Source organism: Winogradskyella pelagia, from assembly GCF_017581965.1.
GTDB lineage: Bacteria > Bacteroidota > Bacteroidia > Flavobacteriales > Flavobacteriaceae > Winogradskyella > Winogradskyella pelagia.
In genome coordinates this window covers 116,617-134,248 of record NZ_JAGEVF010000011.1, presented here as the reverse complement: position 1 = coordinate 134,248, position 17,632 = coordinate 116,617, and the positions used below count along the sequence as shown (strand labels likewise).

Sequence of the window (17,632 nt, the reverse complement as noted above, 5' to 3'; positions counted from 1 at the left end):
ATATAAGATATACGTTTAACTTTCTAAAATGGTCGTCCTCATGAATCCGAATAACTGCTCCATTTCTGGTTTACCTTTAGCACGCCCCATTCTACCAGCAAAATAGAGCACAAACCAAAAGGCCACCATCATAAAAGCTACAGATAGTTGAATAGCGTAAGATTGGCCTAATCTTGCATTAGTATAAGCCCAAATTCCAAAAGCTATTAAAAATCCTGCAACAACAAAATGAAGGAACATAAACATGGTCCATATGGTTGGATTTGGCCCAAATAATCCGTGTACAGTTGAGGTTTTTTCATCCTTCTCATTAATCTCTAGGTGAAGTTGAGGAGACCAAAAATGCTGATTTTGCTTAGGATACCTTATAAAAACATGATCGTCAACTCGTGTTATTATAAATTCAGAATCCGTTTTAGAACCAAAACGCTCTAGTAAATCCTCATTACTTAACTCAATGTCGAATTTAAATCTCGGTCGTAATATGATGTCATTTGGTAATGCCATGTCATTTCTTAAGAAGTTAATTTACATATTTTCTTTTAAATGATATCTAAGATTATATACTACCTTTGCGCCAATATTAGTAACATGGGAAATATAGTAGCCATAGTAGGAAGGCCAAATGTTGGGAAATCAACTTTTTTTAATCGTTTAATTAAAAGGAGAGAGGCCATTGTTGATGCTGTTAGTGGTGTGACAAGAGATAGGCATTATGGTAAAACAGATTGGAACGGGAGGGAATTCTCGATTATTGATACTGGAGGTTATGTTATAGGAAGCGATGATGTTTTTGAAAAGGAGATTGATAAGCAGGTAGAACTTGCTATTGATGAAGCGGACGCTATAATTTTTATGGTAGATGTTGAAACTGGAATTACGGGAATGGACGAAGATGTTGCTAATCTGCTTCGTAAAGTTAAAAAACCTGTGTTTTTAGTCGTAAATAAAGTTGATAATAATAAGCGTTCAGAGGACGCTGTTGAGTTTTATTCCTTAGGTCTTGGAAATTATTATACCATTGCTAGTATAAACGGAAGTGGAACAGGTGATTTATTGGATGCTGTTGTTGAGGCACTACCTGAAAAAGAAGAAAGTGAGGAGGAAGAACTGCCAAGATTTGCTGTGGTCGGAAGGCCAAATGCCGGTAAATCCTCTTTTATAAATGCCCTTATAGGCGAAGACCGTTACATTGTAACAGACATAGCAGGTACAACTAGAGATTCAATTGATACCAAATACAACAGATTTGGTTTTGAATTTAATTTAGTAGATACTGCTGGTATAAGACGAAAGTCTAAAGTCAAAGAGGATTTAGAGTTTTATTCCGTAATGAGAAGTGTAAGGGCAATTGAGCATGCAGATGTATGTCTTTTGGTTATGGATGCGACTAGAGGTTTTGATGGACAGGTACAGAATATTTTTTGGCTCGCAGAAAGAAACCGTAAAGGAATAGTAATACTTGTAAATAAGTGGGATTTAGTTGAAAAAGACAATCACACGGTTAAGGATTATGAAAAGCTGATAAGAAAGGAAATAGAACCCTTTACAGATGTACCAATTGTTTTTATTTCAGTGTTGAATAAGCAACGCATATTCAAAGCTATTGAAACGGCAGTAGAGGTTTATAAGAATCGTTCAAAGCGGATTAAAACAAGTGTGTTAAACGATACCTTTCTTCCAATTATAGAAAAGAATCCACCACCAGCTTACAAAGGGAAGTATGTTAAGATAAAATATATCATGCAGCTGCCAACGCCTCAGCCTCAGTTTGCTTTTTTCTGTAATTTACCACAATACGTTAAGGAGCCTTACAAACGTTTTTTAGAAAATCAATTACGAGACCATTTCAATTTTACAGGTGTCCCTGTTAGTGTCTATATGCGTAAGAAATAGTTTCACCAACCTCCAGAAGCACCACCACCACCAAAACTGCCTCCGCCGAATCCACCGCCAAAACCACCACCGCCGAAGCCACCACCAGAACTTCCGCCAAAACCACCAAAGCCGCCATAAGAGCGGCGTCGGTAACTACCTCTGCCCATATTGCTTAGAATTATAGCTTCGAGTAAGCTTGTATCTTTGAATCCCTTTCCGCCTCCACGATTGTTTCCACCACCGCGACTTTTAGAAATGGCAATAATAAAAATGATAAATATGATGAGTAAAAAAATCAATATTTCAAAAGGAAATCGTGTGGCATTGCCAGATGATCTCGTTCCCGAATAAGCACCTGTTAATACCTCAAAAATAGCATCAGTTCCACGATTGAGACCTCCGTAATAATCACCTCGCTTAAAATATGGTATAATATCTCTCTCAATAATACGCTTGCTCAAGGCATCGGTTAGAAGGTACTCTATACCTTTTCCTGTATTAATACCTATTTTGCGATCATCCTTAGCGAGTAATACAAAGATGCCATTGTCTTCTTCTGCTTGTCCAATGCCCCATTCTTCTGCCCATTGGGCACCAAGGTAGTTAATGTATTCACCTTGAGTAGAGTTTATAATAGCTATAACAATTTGAGTAGATGTGGTATCTGAATAACGAATGAGTTTATTTTCTAATTGCAACTTTTCAGCAGTGCTCAGGAGATTAATATAATCGTAAACACTCGTCTGAAATTCTGGTTTTTCTGGAATTTCATATTGGGCATTACTCATCCAACAACCCATAAATGATAGAGCTGTAATTAGATTAAGGCAAAATCGTTTTATACTTATCATCCTTTAGAAATGGTATTATCTAATTCGTCTTTATCACCGTATTGCCACGGAAAATATTTAGACAAGGCTTTTCCGGCCTCTTCAATGCCATCAATTAATCCCTGTTTAAATTGGCCGTGTTTAAATTGTTCTTGGATTTTGTCTCTAGTACTATCCCAAAAATTAATGCCAACAATATCATTAATACCTTTATCACCACAAATAACAAAGGACTTATTGTCAACGGCCACATAAATGAGTACGCCGTTTTGCTCTTTCGTATTGTCCATTTTTAGAACATGGAATATTTCTAGAGCATGCTCATAGACGTCCATATTACAATTTTGTTCAATATGTACACGGATTTCTCCAGAGGTCTGGCTCTCGGCAAGTCTAATGGCTTCGATGATTTCCCCTTCCTCCTCGGCAGTAAGGAAATCTTCAATATATGGCATGGTGATTTTTAGTTAAATTCAAAATTAACATCTGGCGCATTCTCGCTTCCTGGGTCGGCCTTATACCTAGGCATATCTTCAAATCCGAACCAACCTGCTAAAATTTTACCTGGAAATTTAGTGGTATGTATGTCGTATATATTAACCTTTTCATTGTAGCGATCTCTTGCCACATTAATTCGATTTTCTGTACCTTCTAATTGACTTTGTAATTCGAGGAAATTCTGATTGGCCTTCAGTTCTGGATATCGTTCAACGGATACTAAAAGTTTTGATAATGCACCGCTTAAACCTGTTTGTGCCTGTTGAAATTGCGCCATATTCTCAGCGGTAAGGTTACCCGCATCAATAGTAGTTGAGGTTGCTTTTGCTCTAGCTTCAATAACCTCTCTTAGGGTAGTCCGTTCAAAATCTGCGGCGCCTTGTACGGTTTTTATTAAATTTCCGATGAGGTCATTTCGTCTCTGATAAGAGCTCTCTACATTAGACCAAGCTGTTTTGGCATTGGCTTCATATTCTACGGCTGTGTTGTTAAATCCTACAGCCCATTGGTAAGCACCGAAGCCAAGAATTAAAATTACGATTAATGGGATGAGCCACTTTTTCATATTGATTGTGATTTACGATTTATAATTGTGATTTAATTTTTATGAGTTGCGCTTTTATACTCTCTAATTTTTCTATAATCTCAAATTTCTCTAAACTTTGTTTGCGCTCTTCTTTTAGATGGATTTTCGCACCTTCTAGGGTGAATCCGCGTTCTTTAACTAAATGGTAAATAAATTTTAGGTTTTTTATATCTTCTGGAGTGAATTTACGATTTCCTTTAGCATTTTTCTTTGGCTTTATGATATCAAATTCTTTTTCCCAAAATCTAATTAAAGATGTGTTAACATTAAATGCTTTGGCAACTTCGCCAATTCCATAATATCGTTTTTCTGGTAATTCTAAATACATTTTAATCTAGGGATTGGTTCTCTAAAGATGCTTTTTTGAGCAATTCATCAAATTCTTCAGGAGATAGGTTGCCGTAGTAGAAGTTAATAGGATTAATACGTTGGCCATCTTTAAAAATTTCGTAGTGCAAATGAGGTGCTTCGGATCGTCCTGTGCTACCTACAAATCCAATTAAATCACCTCTTTTTACACGCTGATTAACTCTCACGTTGTATTTGTATAAATGTGCATAAAGAGAAACATAGCCATAGCCATGATCAATACGTATATGTTTTCCGTAACCTGTAGAACGATTGTCTGCTCTCTTCACTACACCATCGCCAGTTGCATAGATAGGTGTACCTCTAGGTGCAGTAAAATCCATGCCAAAGTGAAACTTTCGCACTTTTGTAAAAGGATCAGTTCTATAGCCATAGCCCGATGCCATTCTTGTTAGATTTTCATTGTTAACAGGTTGTATGGCAGGTATTGACTCTAAGAATTTCTCCTTATCCTCGGCCAATTTTGCAATTTCATCAAGCGATTTGGATTGAATCACAATGGCTTTTTCTAAGATGTCTAAACGTTTGTTAGACTCTGCAATGAGTTGAGAATTATCATAGCCTTCGTACTTTTTATAGCGATTGATCCCTCCGAATCCTGCTCGTCTCTGTTCTTCTGGTATGGGATTCGCTTCAAAATAAAGCCTGTAGATAGCATTATCGCGTTCTTCTACATTTTCTAGAGCTGTAATAGCATCGTCCATACGTTTGTTTAATAGCTCGTATTGCAGTTGCATGTTTTCCAACTCTCTTGCAAGCTCCCTTTCTTGAGGAGATTCAATGTAATGGCTAGCGATAAATACGAATATAAATCCGAATAACGCTGAGGCCAAAATAAAAACAGTGGCATATTTAAAAGTTGTCCGTTTTTGCTTCTTTATTTTTCTGTAAGAAAGCGTCTCTGGATCGTAATAATATTTTACCTTACCCATGTTTGAATTTATAGTATTTTTGCAGCGTTTATGTACAATGTATGTAAATATTATGTAAGCGTAACGCTAGTACCCTTAAATTTATTTCTATAACAAATTTAAAAAACAAAATAGAAATTGGGATTATGCGCTTAAATTCATTCCAATATGTCCTTGTTTAGAGGAGGTATAAGTTTTAAATGCAAGTAAAGGTATTAAAGTTAGAAGTATTATGAAGTCCCAAGATGTACGTAATAAATTCTTAGAATTTTTTAAACAAAAAGAACACTTAATAGTTCCGTCTTCATCAATGGTGGTGAAGAATGACCCAACCCTAATGTTTGTAAACTCAGGAATGGCACCTTTTAAAGAATATTTCCTTGGTAATGCAAAGCCTAAGCATAATAGAATTGCAGATACACAAAAGTGTTTGCGTGTTTCTGGAAAGCACAATGATTTAGAAGAGGTGGGTTATGATACCTATCATCACACCTTGTTTGAAATGTTAGGCAACTGGAGTTTTGGAAATTATTTTAAGGAGGAGGCTATTGCTTGGTCATGGGAGCTCTTAACCGAAGTGTATGGCATTGATAAAGATATACTTTATGTCACAGTTTTTGAAGGGAGTGATGATGACGACCAACTTGAAATGGATAAGGAAGCCTTCGGGATATGGAAAAAGTTTATTGATGAAGAAAGGATTCTTAAAGGAAATAAGAAGGACAATTTCTGGGAAATGGGAGATCAAGGGCCTTGCGGGCCTTGCAGCGAAATACACGTAGATATTCGTTCCAAAGAAGAAAAACAGAAGGTTGATGGTGCATCTTTAGTTAATCAAGACCATCCTCAAGTTGTTGAAATTTGGAATCTTGTATTTATGCAATATAATAGAAAGGCTAACGGCAGTCTAGAAGCGCTTCCAAACAGGCATATTGATACAGGAATGGGCTTTGAAAGACTTTGTATGGTTTTACAAGGCGTTCAATCTAATTATGATACTGATGTATTCACACCTCTCATTAGAGAAATTGAAACAATAACAAATAATAGTTATGGCAAATCGTCAGATGTTGATGTTGCCATACGTGTTATATCTGATCACGTTAGGGCTGTAGCATTTTCAATAGCAGACGGTCAGCTACCGAGCAATACTGGGGCAGGCTATGTCATTCGTCGTATATTAAGACGAGCCATTCGATATGGGTTTACCTTTCTAAATCAAAAAGAACCTTTTATTTACAAGTTGGTAGATACCCTTGGGAAACAAATGGGTGAGGCATTTCCAGAGATTAAGACACAAGAGCGATTAATTGAAAATGTCATTAAGGAAGAGGAGCATTCGTTTTTAAGAACCTTAGATCAAGGACTATTATTATTAGACAAGGTAATCGAGGATTCAACAAACAAAATTATAGAAGGCTCTAAGGCCTTTGAATTGTACGACACTTATGGATTTCCATTAGATTTAACACAATTGATAGCTCGGGAAAAAGGGTATTCTGTGGATGAGGAAGGTTTTAGCCAAGGCATGCAGAAACAAAAGGAGCGTTCTAGGTCGGCCTCGGCTTCAGAAACTTCAGACTGGATAGTTATCCAAGATAATCAAACCGAAGATTTTGTGGGTTACGATCAGCTTACTGCTGAGGTTAGGTTAACGCGCTATAGAAAAGTAGTTTCTAAAAAGGACGGTGATCAATACCAATTAGTATTTAATAGCACCCCTTTTTATCCCGAAGGTGGCGGTCAAGTTGGTGATCGCGGCTATATAGAAACAGCTAACGGTGGTGTTGTTTACATAACAGATACCAAGAAAGAGAACAATGTTATAATACATATTACAAAGCACCTACCACAACATTTAGAGCAAAGCTTTAAAGCTGTGGTTAACGAAGAATTTAGACGCTTATCTGCAAGTAACCATACCGCAACACATTTACTGCATCAAGCCTTAAGGACCATCCTTGGTACTCATGTTGAGCAGAAAGGGTCTTTAGTAAAACCGAAGTCTTTACGTTTTGATTTCTCGCATTTTTCTAAGGTTGGAGATGAGCAATTGCAAGAGATTGAAGATTTTGTAAATGCCAGAATTAGAGAAAATCTGCCGTTAGTAGAACACCGAAATATACCAATGCAAAAGGCACTCGATGAAGGCGCTATTGCCTTATTTGGTGAAAAATATGGTGATAATGTACGTACTATTAGATTTGGGCAGTCCATGGAACTCTGTGGTGGTACTCACGTGGCGCAGACAGGTGACATATGGTATTTTAAGATTAAATCTGAAAGTGCTATAGCAGCTGGTATTAGGCGCATTGAAGCGATTACTAATATAGCTGTTGGTGATTATTTTGAAACAGTTGAAAAGCAATTTGAAGCTGTAAAAGCTGTGTTGAAAAACGCGAATGAGCCTGTAAAAGCAGTGCAGAATTTGCAAGAAGAAAATGTGGAGCTAAAAAAACAAATCGAAGCTTTGCTAAAAGACAAGGCAAAAAACCTTAAGACAGAATTAAAAAGTGAGTTAAGGGAAATTAATGGTATTCAGTTTTTAGCAAAAAAGATAGATTTAGATCCAGCAAGCATTAAGGACTTATGTTTTGATTTGGGACACCAACATGATAATCTTTTCTTATTATTTGGAGCAGAAAATAACGGTAAAGCCTTATTGTCTTGCTATATATCTAAAGAGCTAGTGGCAAGTAAAAGCTTAAATGCAGGTGTAATTGTACGTGAGTTAGGGAAGTACATCCAAGGTGGTGGTGGAGGTCAGCCGTTTTTTGCTACAGCGGGAGGTAAAAATATAGAAGGTATCGATTCTGCTCTTAAAGAAGTTGTGAATCTAATTTCTAAATAAATTTTGAAATTACAGACCCAAATATCTGTTCAGAAACAACGGCATAATCAAATTGATTATGAGTCTAAGCTTTTGCTATTAGGATCTTGTTTTTCGGAAAATATTTATGCAAAATTATCCTATTTTAAATTAAATGCTTTTGCAAATCCGTTGGGTATCCAATTTCATGTATATGGTATTGAAAGGTTGATTTCAAGAGCCATAAACAAAACCTACTTCACCAAGGATGAGCTTTGTAATAGTGATGGGATATTCTATAGTTTTGACGCGCACTCTAAGTGGAATGCCGATAGCGCAGACCAATTATGCAACACGTTAAATACACAGTTAGACATCACCAACACATGGTTGAGAACAGCAACCCATTTAGTAATTACGCTTGGTACAGCGTGGGTCTATCGTCATTTAGATAAGGATAGTATTGTGTCTAATTGCCATAAAGTACCCCAAAAACAATTTTTAAAAGAGTTATTGTCCGTAAATGAACTATCAGAATCTTTAGATGGCATTTTAGAACTGGTAAGGAATATTAATCCCAATGTTACATTTATTTACACAGTCTCCCCTGTTCGACACCTAAAAGATGGCTTCGTTGAAAATAATAGGAGTAAGGCGCATCTTCTCGCATCCATACATAAAGTAGTTAATCCTAGAAATAGGAGCTATTACTTCCCGTCCTACGAAATTCAAATGGATGAATTAAGGGACTATCGCTTTTATGAAACTGACATGCTTCATCCAAATCAATTGGCCATAGACATTATTTGGAAGCGATTTACGGAGGCATGGCTTACTAATGAAGCTATCGAGGTTAAAGAAAAAGTTGATGTAATTCAAAAGGGGTTTAAGCACAGACCATTTCAGCCTAGCTCTAAATCTTATTCCGAGTTTAAGGACAGTTTAAGCTTAAAAGTCAAAGACCTTCAAGATGAATTTCCGCAAATTCGGTTTTAAAATACTTTTAAGTATCTAAAAAACAAATATCTGTAAAAATATACGCAATTCATCGTATAGGATTTCTGAGTTACAATACTCAAATTTGTTGATGTATTAACCAATAAATATTTCAACAATGAGAAAATTAAATCAATTTATGTTACTTATAATGACAGTGTCTCTAGTAACATTTTCATCTTGCAAAAGTGATGACGACGGCGGCAGTCCTGGTACAGCCCCTTCAGGAACCTTAACTGCCACTGTTGATGGAGGGTCATTTCAATCTTTAGATATCAGTTCTTCAGCAACAGTTTCTAATGGTGGGCAAAATCTTACTATTATTGCCACTAATAGCGATGGAAATGCTTTCGCAATTAACATATTTGGATATAGTGGTCCAGGAACTTATCCTCTTGGAGGAGATATAAATATTTTTAATTCAGCGTCTTATTCTGAAACTGATGTGGACCTTAATAATCCGACGAATTCTACAACAGAGATATGGCAAGCACCTTACAATGACACTGAGGTAGGTGAAGTTAATATTTCGGAAGAAACAAATACCAATGTCATAGGTACTTTCAATTTTACAGCTAAGAATGTCAACGGAGATCAATCGGAAAAGACGATTACAAATGGCTCTTTTGATTTGTCCAAGGAAACTGCCAATTAAATGGGAACCCTTAGGGCCTATGTAACAACTCAATAGGCTTATGTATCAAATTTCAACATCACAGAAGAGACTTTCATAGAACCTCGATATCATAAAATCTTGTTGTTGAGATTTGATTAGGATTTGGCGTAATTAGTTTCTAATTGCGCTTAATCTTTCCTAAAAGCCTCTTTATCGAAAAAAACTACACTTACTTATAAATAGTAATATATTAGTAATGCTATTAATCAATTTTTTTAAGAAAGCATCAGTTATAAATTTTAGGATAAAACCTAAATTATATCTGATGCCTTTTCTTTTTAGCATTTGTAACATAGCATATTCTGATAGTTACCAACAGGTCATTGTTTTTAACACAGACAAATCAAGAAATGTTTATGATGTATGGTACTCCATTTTGCTCTGGGTAGTATGCTTTATCGTTGTTTTATTGTCCATAAAAGTTTTTTCCATCATGCGCAGGAACCCAACCACTAAAACCATTAAAGCCTTAATACCAGATTTGTATGATGAAAGAAAGGAATCTCAGCATTTAAAGGAAAAAATGGCCTTAATCTTCGCTTCAAGTTCAGTATTAACAACGAGAAGTTTGTCCTTAACTAAACAGCTTAATAGAATTTCAGAAGATTTAGATTCCAGACACTTACCGATAAATGAACGCTTGAATCTTTTAATCAATCAGTCTAATGAAATCTCAATTACAACTGAGATTATTAATAAATATTTAACTTAGAGTCAACAAACTGAAGTCTTTATTTGTTTATGCGTAAACTACTATTATTATTATCACTATTTTGTTTGACCCAAGTTTCAAGTCAACAACATATCATAGATAGTTTAAAAGTTGTTATTAGAAATACACCTTCAGATTCCATTAAAATTAGGGCCTACAGTGATTTGTGCTGGTACTATAGAACAGTATCTCAAGATTCAGCATTTTTCTATGGAAATAAGGCTTTAAGTCTTTCAAAAGAGAAAAATAATGTTAAGGGTGAAGCCCAAGCTTTAAATGATTTAGGCATTTTGTACTACAGCAAAGCCCAGTACAACAAAGCCTTACAGTTCTACTTTAAATCTTTAAAAATAAGACAAACTACTCCCGATAGTCTTGGCATGGCCAGCTTGTATAATAAAATTGGCCTTGTGCATCAAAACACCTATAGACTCGATTCTGCCTTAGTATATGCCCTTAAGGCTCTCAGTATATACGAGTCTAACGGAATTGAGCGTAACGCCTTTATTCTAAAGAATAATATTGCCAATATTTATAAAAACTTGAAGCAATATGATAAGGCACTAGCAACACATAAGGAAATTGCTCAGTACAACTTCGCAATCAATGATCAGTTAGCCTTGGTAAAATCATACAACAACATTGCTAATGCTTATATTCTCTTGGCCGATACCACCAATGCCGAAAATTACTATTCAAAAAGTCTCAAGATTGCAAGGAATAAAGGTTTTTCCAAAGAATTAGCGGCTCTATATAATAATATCGGAGGCATTTATATGAATAGAAAAAAGTATTTAGCAGCCATTGATAATTATCAAAAATCATTGAACATCCGACGTGAGCTTAATGACAATTTTGGTGAAGGAAGTACACTGCTCAATCTAGGTTCCCTGTACTTGGAAACCAAACAAATTGGTAAAGTAGAGCCTTATTTAAGGGAAAGTTTAGCTTTAGCTAGAGCTTCCCAAGCCAATGAACAGATAATGAACGCCTATGATAAGCTATCTATCTATTTTGCTTATAAAGACTTGCCAGATAGCACCAAATATTACAATGCACTATACAAGCAATTTAATGATTCGCTATTTAATGAAAAAGTAGTTAAACAAGTTGCGGATGTTCAGGAAAAGTACAATGCTGTGGCTCGCGAGAAGGAAATAATTACCCAGCGCGCCGAAATTGCAGAAAAGGAATTGGATATTAGCAAAAAGAACCTTTATGTGCTTGGGTTGGGCGGAATGGTTTTCATTGTTACCTTACTAGGTCTTTTGTTTTACAACAGACAAAAATTAAAAACAGAACAAATTAAGAAGGAAAGCGAATTAAAGGAAGCTTTGGTTAGAATTGAAACGCAAAACAAATTGCAAGACCAAAGGCTTCGAATTTCTAGGGATTTGCATGATAATATTGGTGCTCAGCTCACCTTTATAATCTCAACTTTAGATAATTTAAAGTTTGGATTCAAGTTACCGGAAAAGTTGAACGATAAGTTGCAAGGTGTTAGTGAGTTTACAACCTCTACTATTTATGAGTTACGAGACACTATATGGGCCATGAATAAAAATAAAATCTCATTTGAAGATTTACAGGTCCGTATATCTAATTTTATTGAAAAGGCTAATATCGCAGCCCAAGGCATTCAATTCAATTTTAACGTTGATAAAAATGTAGACACCGATGCTAGCTTTAATTCAGTAAAGGGTATGAACATTTATAGAATCATTCAGGAGGCTATTAATAATGCCATAAAATATGCAGAACCTAAGACAATTACAGTTAATGTTTCTGCAGAAGCCTCCCAACTTTGTTTTACAATTTCCGATGACGGTAAAGGCTTTAATGTTGATGAGGAAGAACGTGGAAATGGCTTACATAACATGCAAAAGAGGGCTAATGAGATTGATGGGAAGCTCAATATTATTGCACAAATAGGTAAGGGGACTAAAATCACCCTTAATTGCTAAAACTGTACAGGAATGAGAATTAAAGTAGCCATAGTAGATGATAATGTTTTTTTAACTAAAGCCATTGAGGAAAAGTTATCCTTTTTTGAAGATGTTGAGGTAAAATTTAAAGCTTCAAATGGTGAGGAAGCACTGGACAAACTTGCTGATAATCATAATTTGGATTTAATCCTTATGGATATAGAAATGCCTGTAATGAACGGTATAGAAGCAACTGCTAAGGTGAAACAGAAATATCCACAAATTAAAATAATTATGCTCACTGTTTTTGATAACGATGAGAATATTTTTAATGCAATTAAGGCTGGCGCTGATGGCTATTTACTAAAAGAAATTAATGCTCGCGACTTAAATTCAGGGATGATAGAAACCCTAAATGGAGGAGCCGCGATGAATCCATCCATAGCGCTTAAAACACTTAAACTTTTGCGGAATCCATTGGAATTATCCCAGAAGGAAGATTTAGAACAAATCAAGTTAACCGATAGAGAGATTGAAGTACTTGAACAATTGAGTAAAGGTCTAAGTTATAATGCCATTGCAGATAATCTTATCTTGTCAACAGGGACAATTAGAAAACATATTGAAAATATTTACCGAAAGCTACAAGTACATAATAAGCTAGAGGCAGTACAAAAAGCTAGAAAAAATAATCTCATTTAGAATTAACCGTGACACTTTCAGGCACCAGTACAGAATAGTCCCCATTATTTCGTATCACATCTCTTACTATTGAAGAAGAAATATAAGATGTCTTAGCAGCTGTCAATAAAAATACGGTCTCGATTTTAGAGAGCTTTCTATTGGTGTGGGCAATGGCCTTTTCAAATTCAAAATCGGCAGGGTTTCTTAAACCGCGGAGAATAAATTTAGCATCTATCTCTTTGCAAAAATCAACAGTAAGTCCTTTATAGGTTGTTACTTTAACTTTCGGTTGGTGGGCAAATGCCTTCTCGATAAAACTTTGCCTTTCTTCTATGGAAAACATATAATTTTTGTCTGCATTAATTCCAATGGCCACTACAACTTCGTCAAAAAGCTTTACGCCTCTTTTTATTATGTCGTAATGTCCAAGTGTAATGGGATCAAAAGATCCTGGAAATAATGCTCTTTTCATGAGTTTTATGTTTATTTATCTGAGTGCACAAAAATAACTAATTAATTAGCCATGGCTTCGTCTAGAGCGTTTTCAAATAGTTCGCCCAATGAAATACCTGCGGCTGCCGCTTGTTGCGGTAAGATGCTTTCTTTGGTTAGTCCTGGTACTGTATTAACTTCAAGCAGGTAGGGTTCATTGTCTTTAAAAATGAATTCACTACGGCTAAACCCTGTCAATTGAAGTATTTCATAAATATGTTGGGCTTCTTTACTTACTTTTCTGGCATAATCTGCAGAAATTCTTGCGGGTGTTATTTCTTGGGATTTTCCCTCGTATTTGGCAGCGTAATCGAAAAAGTCATTTTCTGAAACAATTTCTGTAATTGGTAAAACGGTAACTTTCCCTTTATAGGTAATAACGCCTACAGATACTTCTACACCATCAAGAAAGGACTCTATAATAATCTGGTCATCCTCTTTAAATGCTGTATTTATAGCTTGTTGTAATTTTTCTTTTTTATAAACCTTTGTAATACCAAAACTACTGCCAGCCTTATTTGCTTTTACAAAACATGGTAGACCAACTTTGTCAATTATTGCCTCTTCATTAATAGCGTCCCCTAAATTAAGACAGTAATTGGCTGCCGTTTTTATGCCATATGGTCGCAGTGTTGCCAATAAATCTCTTTTATTAAAGGTCAAAGCAGCTTGGTACATTTTACAACTTGTATGTGGGATTGCTAGCAATTCAAAATAACTTTGCATTAAGCCATCTTCTCCTGGTGAACCGTGGATGGCGTTAAAAACACAATCAAATTTTATTTTTTTACCGTCAATTAAAATTGAAAAATCATTCCTGTCAATAGGACTCTCATTTAATTCGTCATCCACATATACCCATTTATCTTTAAAGATATGAATACTATAGGTGTTATACTTGTTCCTGTCTAATGAGGCTTTAACAACACTTCCGCTTTTTAATGAGATTTTATATTCGTTGGAATACCCTCCCATTATTATGGCAATATTTTTTTTCATTAATGTCTTAAGCAATGTATCATGGTAAAAGTATGATTTATTTTCAAAAAACTAATTGCAGATGTCATACGTATATAAATTTTATGACGTTATAATATTTATTAGCTTTGTCCATCAAATTTAGCTTATGAGCTTAATTAAATTTCTTACCAGTAAAGCGTTTTTTAAGAATTTAGCTTTGGCTGTTGTCTTTATTGTTGTGTTGTGTTTCCTAATTTTAAAATGGTTAAATGTTAGCACTAATCATAACGAGTTCGTTATAGTGCCAGATTTAAAAGGTAAATCTATTGAAACTGTTGAGATAGAATTGAGAGACAACGACTTAGCCATGGAAATTCAGGATTCGGCAAATTACAATCCTAAATACCCAAAATACAGTGTTATAGAACAAAATCCAAAAGCGGGTTCTAAGGTAAAAGAAGACAGGAAAATTTATCTCATCCTTAATCCATCTGGTTACAGAAAAGTAGCTGTACCAAATGTTCTAAAACGCACATTTAGACAAGCGAAACCACAGTTGGAGGCTCTGGAATTTACAATAGGAGAAATAACTTATAAAGATGCAATTGGTGAAGGTGTTATCTCTATGTCTTATAAGGGTCAACCCTTAGACCCTGGAACCTTATTGCCATTGACTTCCAAAATTGATTTGGTCATTGGTAACGGTAAATTATAATCTTGGGGATGCCAGTAATTGATAACTCTCAGGATGCAAGTGACCGCTACGAACATCATTCCTTTAAAGTAGATAAAGGACAATCTCCTATTCGCATTGATAAGTACTTATTAAACTATATAGAGAATATTACACGAAGTAAAATTCAGAATGCAGCTAAAGAGGGTGGTGTATTGGTTAACGGATCTCCTGTTAAATCAAATTATAAAGTAAGGCCTCATGATACTATTTCGGTAACCTTTGAGCATCCAAATTACGAACAGCTTTTAGTTGCAGAAGATATTCCTATAGATATTATTTATGAAGATGAAGATGTTTTGGTTGTAAATAAACCAGCAGGAATGGTCGTACATCCAGGACATGGTAATTACTCGGGTACTTTGATAAATGCCTTGATTTACCATTTTGAAAATCTGCCTAAAAATTCAAGTGATAGACCGGGTTTAGTTCATCGCATAGATAAAGATACCACTGGACTTTTAGTAGTTGCAAAGACCGAAAAGGCAATGCATCACTTATCTAACCAATTTGCAGAAAAAACATCAGAACGTGAATATATTGCTTTGGTTTGGGGAAATGTTGAGGAGGGGGAAGGTACAGTTGAAGGTCATATAGGCAGACATCCAAAAAACAGACTCCAAAATACCGTATTTGAGGGTGAAGATAGTCATAAAGGCAAACCTGCTACGACACATTATAAGGTCTTAGAGCGTTTTGGTTATGTAACATTGCTAAGCTGTAAGCTCGAAACGGGTAGGACTCATCAAATACGTGTTCATATGAAACATATCGGACATACGCTTTTTAATGATGAGCGTTATGGGGGAAATGCTGTTTTGAAGGGGACTACTTTTACTAAATACAAACAATTTGTAGAAAATTGTTTTAAGATACTACCAAGGCAAGCCCTGCATGCACGCACTCTTGGTTTTAATCACCCTATAACTGGGGAGTTTTTAAAGTTTGAAATAGATATTCCAAGTGATATGGTTCAATGTATTGAGAAATGGCGCCATTATGCCAAGCATCAAGATAATTAATGGTACTATTGTTATAATTTCTTAAAAGTCATCTAAGAATTGTAAGTGGCATTGTAACTTTGTTTTTATAATATAAAATAAAGCTATGAAACTCGTAATATCCCCTGCTAAGTCTCTCGATTTTGAAAGTAAACTTCCGACAACAAAGACTTCAGAAAGTTGCTTTCTTGCAGAAGCCGAGCGCTTAAATAAATTATTGAAAAAGAAATCGGCTAAGAGTTTGTCTAAATTAATGAGTATTTCAGATAATCTTGGACAGCTCAATTATGAGAGGAATCAAGACTGGAGTTTACCTTTTACCAAAGATAATGCCAGGCAGGCTGTCTATGCATTTAATGGCGATGTATATCGTGGTTTAGATGCTTACACAATAGAATCTACGAAATTGGAGAAGTTACAAGGCACTGTACGCATTTTATCTGGATTGTATGGGGTGCTAAAACCTTTAGATTTAGTTCAACCATACAGACTAGAAATGGGCACAAAAATGCCTGTTGGAAAGAATAAGAATCTATATGAGTTTTGGAGAAAAAAAGTAACACAATCCCTAAATAATGAACTAGAAGACGGTGAGCTTTTTATTAACCTTGCAAGCAATGAATATTTTAAGGCTGTTGATAAAAAAGCCCTTAAAGTCCCAGTTATAGATATAGAATTCAAAGAATTTAAGAATGGCAAGTATAAGGTTATAGGTTTCTTTGCTAAATATGCTAGAGGACTAATGACCCGTTATATTGTTGATACTAATGCCAATACTATTGAAGATATTAAAGCATTCAATCTAGAAAACTACAGATTGAGCGATGAGTTATCAACGGATTCTAAGTTGGTATTTACACGTTAATGTTTTTGCATAAGCACCCCTTTCCACCATTTATCCCAAAGGACGCTAATAAACTAATAGTAGGTACATTACCGCCTCCTAGATTTTCTACAGGGCAACTTAAACCAGATGACGTTAATTTTTGTTACGGTAGTAGAGATGGGCAACTTTGGCCTATTCTAGATGCTATTTTTGCTGTAGGTTTTCTCTATGATAATTCAGACGAAGCCATTATGCAGAGAAAACAATTCTTAATATCAAAAGGAATAGGTATTTGCGATATTGTAGCCTCATGCGAGCGCAAAAAAGTGGATGCTTCAGATGCAGGCATGAGAAATGTCCAATTAAGAAACCTTCTTGGCTACTTAAAGGACCATTCCAATATAGATACTATTCTTTTCACTGGAGGTAACAGCAAAAATGGACCAGAATATTTTTTTAGGAGACATATTAAATCATTTGGATTAAAATTGAAACTACTTTCTAATGCTATTCCCAGAATACATCAATTAGAACTCAGTAATAGAAAAATCACAACGGTTTCCCTAACAGCACCATCTGGATCTGCAAACAGAGCTGTGGGCAGTATGGCTGTATATAAACAGCTAAAAGCAACGTGCCCAAAATTCAACACGTTTGATTTTAGGGTAATGCAGTATGAATCTTATTTTATAAAAAAAGCCTAGGATAAGACTAGGCCTTTTAATTATAAAAAATCTTCAAACTAC

19 protein-coding genes are annotated in these 17,632 nt (G+C 35.4%); 11 read left to right on the top strand and 8 right to left on the bottom strand.

Translation table 11 applies throughout. From position 1 onward, the window contains the following. Nucleotides 1–15 precede the first annotated feature (15 nt). Nucleotides 16–507, bottom strand: coding sequence for a GTP-binding protein (locus tag J4050_RS13345; RefSeq protein WP_208155090.1), 492 nt, complete (start codon nt 505–507; stop codon nt 16–18). Nucleotides 508–591: 84 nt separating this feature from the next. On the opposite strand from J4050_RS13345, the gene der reads away from it, so the two are divergent. Beyond that, nucleotides 592–1,896: a ribosome biogenesis GTPase Der gene (gene der / locus J4050_RS13340; RefSeq protein WP_208155089.1), complete on the top strand. Its 1,305-nt coding sequence runs from the start codon at nt 592–594 to the stop codon at nt 1,894–1,896. A gap of 2 nt (nt 1,897–1,898) precedes the next feature. Here the strand turns inward: der and J4050_RS13335 are convergent, their stop codons facing one another. The 5 genes from J4050_RS13335 to J4050_RS13315 are packed head-to-tail and all read right to left on the bottom strand — an operon-like array spanning nt 1,899 to nt 5,093. Next, nucleotides 1,899–2,729, bottom strand: a complete 831-nt coding sequence (locus J4050_RS13335) for a TPM domain-containing protein (RefSeq protein ID WP_208155088.1) — start codon at nt 2,727–2,729, stop codon at nt 1,899–1,901. After that, nucleotides 2,726–3,163: a TPM domain-containing protein gene (locus tag J4050_RS13330; protein WP_208155087.1), complete on the bottom strand. Its 438-nt coding sequence runs from the start codon at nt 3,161–3,163 to the stop codon at nt 2,726–2,728. The genes J4050_RS13335 and J4050_RS13330 overlap by 4 nt, the downstream gene beginning before the upstream one ends. 8 nt (nt 3,164–3,171) lie before the next feature. Beyond that, nucleotides 3,172–3,771, bottom strand: coding sequence for a LemA family protein (locus J4050_RS13325; protein ID WP_208155086.1), 600 nt, complete (start codon nt 3,769–3,771; stop codon nt 3,172–3,174). 19 nt (nt 3,772–3,790) lie between these two features. After that, a complete protein-coding gene (locus J4050_RS13320; RefSeq protein WP_208155085.1) occupies nt 3,791–4,120 on the bottom strand; it encodes a MerR family transcriptional regulator in 330 nt (109 codons plus the stop codon). 1 nt (nt 4,121) lies between these two features. Next, on the bottom strand, nt 4,122–5,093 hold the full coding sequence (locus J4050_RS13315) for a M23 family metallopeptidase (protein ID WP_208155084.1): 972 nt from the start codon (nt 5,091–5,093) through the stop codon (nt 4,122–4,124). Nucleotides 5,094–5,304: 211 nt separating this feature from the next. On the opposite strand from J4050_RS13315, the gene alaS reads away from it, so the two are divergent. From alaS to J4050_RS13285, 6 genes are all read left to right on the top strand, one after another. Continuing rightward, nucleotides 5,305–7,923, top strand: coding sequence for an alanine--tRNA ligase (gene alaS / locus J4050_RS13310; protein WP_208155083.1), 2,619 nt, complete (start codon nt 5,305–5,307; stop codon nt 7,921–7,923). Between the two features lie 3 nt (nt 7,924–7,926). Then, nucleotides 7,927–8,877 carry a GSCFA domain-containing protein gene (locus J4050_RS13305; protein WP_208155082.1) on the top strand — a complete coding sequence of 317 codons (951 nt, stop codon included), beginning with the start codon at nt 7,927–7,929 and terminating at the stop codon, nt 8,875–8,877. A 118-nt stretch (nt 8,878–8,995) separates the two neighbouring features. Next, entirely contained in the window at nt 8,996–9,532 is a 537-nt protein-coding gene (locus tag J4050_RS13300; RefSeq protein WP_208155081.1) for a DUF6252 domain-containing protein, read from the top strand. 286 nt (nt 9,533–9,818) lie between these two features. Continuing rightward, complete coding sequence (locus J4050_RS13295) at nt 9,819–10,265, top strand: hypothetical protein (protein WP_208155080.1); 447 nt, start codon at nt 9,819–9,821, stop codon at nt 10,263–10,265. A 29-nt stretch (nt 10,266–10,294) separates the two neighbouring features. Then, nucleotides 10,295–12,229 (top strand): tetratricopeptide repeat-containing sensor histidine kinase, encoded by a 1,935-nt coding sequence (locus tag J4050_RS13290; protein ID WP_208155079.1) that lies wholly within the window; start codon nt 10,295–10,297, stop codon nt 12,227–12,229. 12 nt (nt 12,230–12,241) lie between these two features. Continuing rightward, nucleotides 12,242–12,892: a response regulator gene (locus J4050_RS13285; RefSeq protein WP_208155078.1), complete on the top strand. Its 651-nt coding sequence runs from the start codon at nt 12,242–12,244 to the stop codon at nt 12,890–12,892. Here J4050_RS13285 and coaD read toward each other — a convergent pair. After that, a complete protein-coding gene (gene coaD, locus J4050_RS13280; RefSeq protein ID WP_208155077.1) occupies nt 12,885–13,346 on the bottom strand; it encodes a pantetheine-phosphate adenylyltransferase in 462 nt (153 codons plus the stop codon). The genes J4050_RS13285 and coaD overlap by 8 nt on opposite strands. 41 nt (nt 13,347–13,387) lie before the next feature. After that, nucleotides 13,388–14,365, bottom strand: a complete 978-nt coding sequence (locus J4050_RS13275) for a D-alanine--D-alanine ligase (protein WP_208155076.1) — start codon at nt 14,363–14,365, stop codon at nt 13,388–13,390. Nucleotides 14,366–14,492: 127 nt separating this feature from the next. Here J4050_RS13275 and J4050_RS13270 point away from each other — a divergent pair, with 127 nt between their 5' ends. The 4 genes from J4050_RS13270 (at nt 14,493) to J4050_RS13255 (ending at nt 17,590) form a co-directional block, all read left to right on the top strand. Next, entirely contained in the window at nt 14,493–15,041 is a 549-nt protein-coding gene (locus J4050_RS13270) for a PASTA domain-containing protein (RefSeq protein ID WP_208155075.1), read from the top strand. An 8-nt stretch (nt 15,042–15,049) separates the two neighbouring features. After that, entirely contained in the window at nt 15,050–16,081 is a 1,032-nt protein-coding gene (locus J4050_RS13265) for an RluA family pseudouridine synthase (protein WP_208155074.1), read from the top strand. A gap of 85 nt (nt 16,082–16,166) precedes the next feature. Continuing rightward, the gene (yaaA, locus tag J4050_RS13260) at nt 16,167–16,925 is read left to right on the top strand and encodes a peroxide stress protein YaaA (protein ID WP_208155073.1); all 759 of its coding nucleotides are present in this window, start codon (nt 16,167–16,169) and stop codon (nt 16,923–16,925) included. Next, nucleotides 16,925–17,590, top strand: a complete 666-nt coding sequence (locus J4050_RS13255; RefSeq protein ID WP_208155072.1) for a uracil-DNA glycosylase family protein — start codon at nt 16,925–16,927, stop codon at nt 17,588–17,590. The genes yaaA and J4050_RS13255 overlap by 1 nt, the downstream gene beginning before the upstream one ends. The last annotated feature ends 42 nt before the right edge of the window (nt 17,591–17,632 follow it).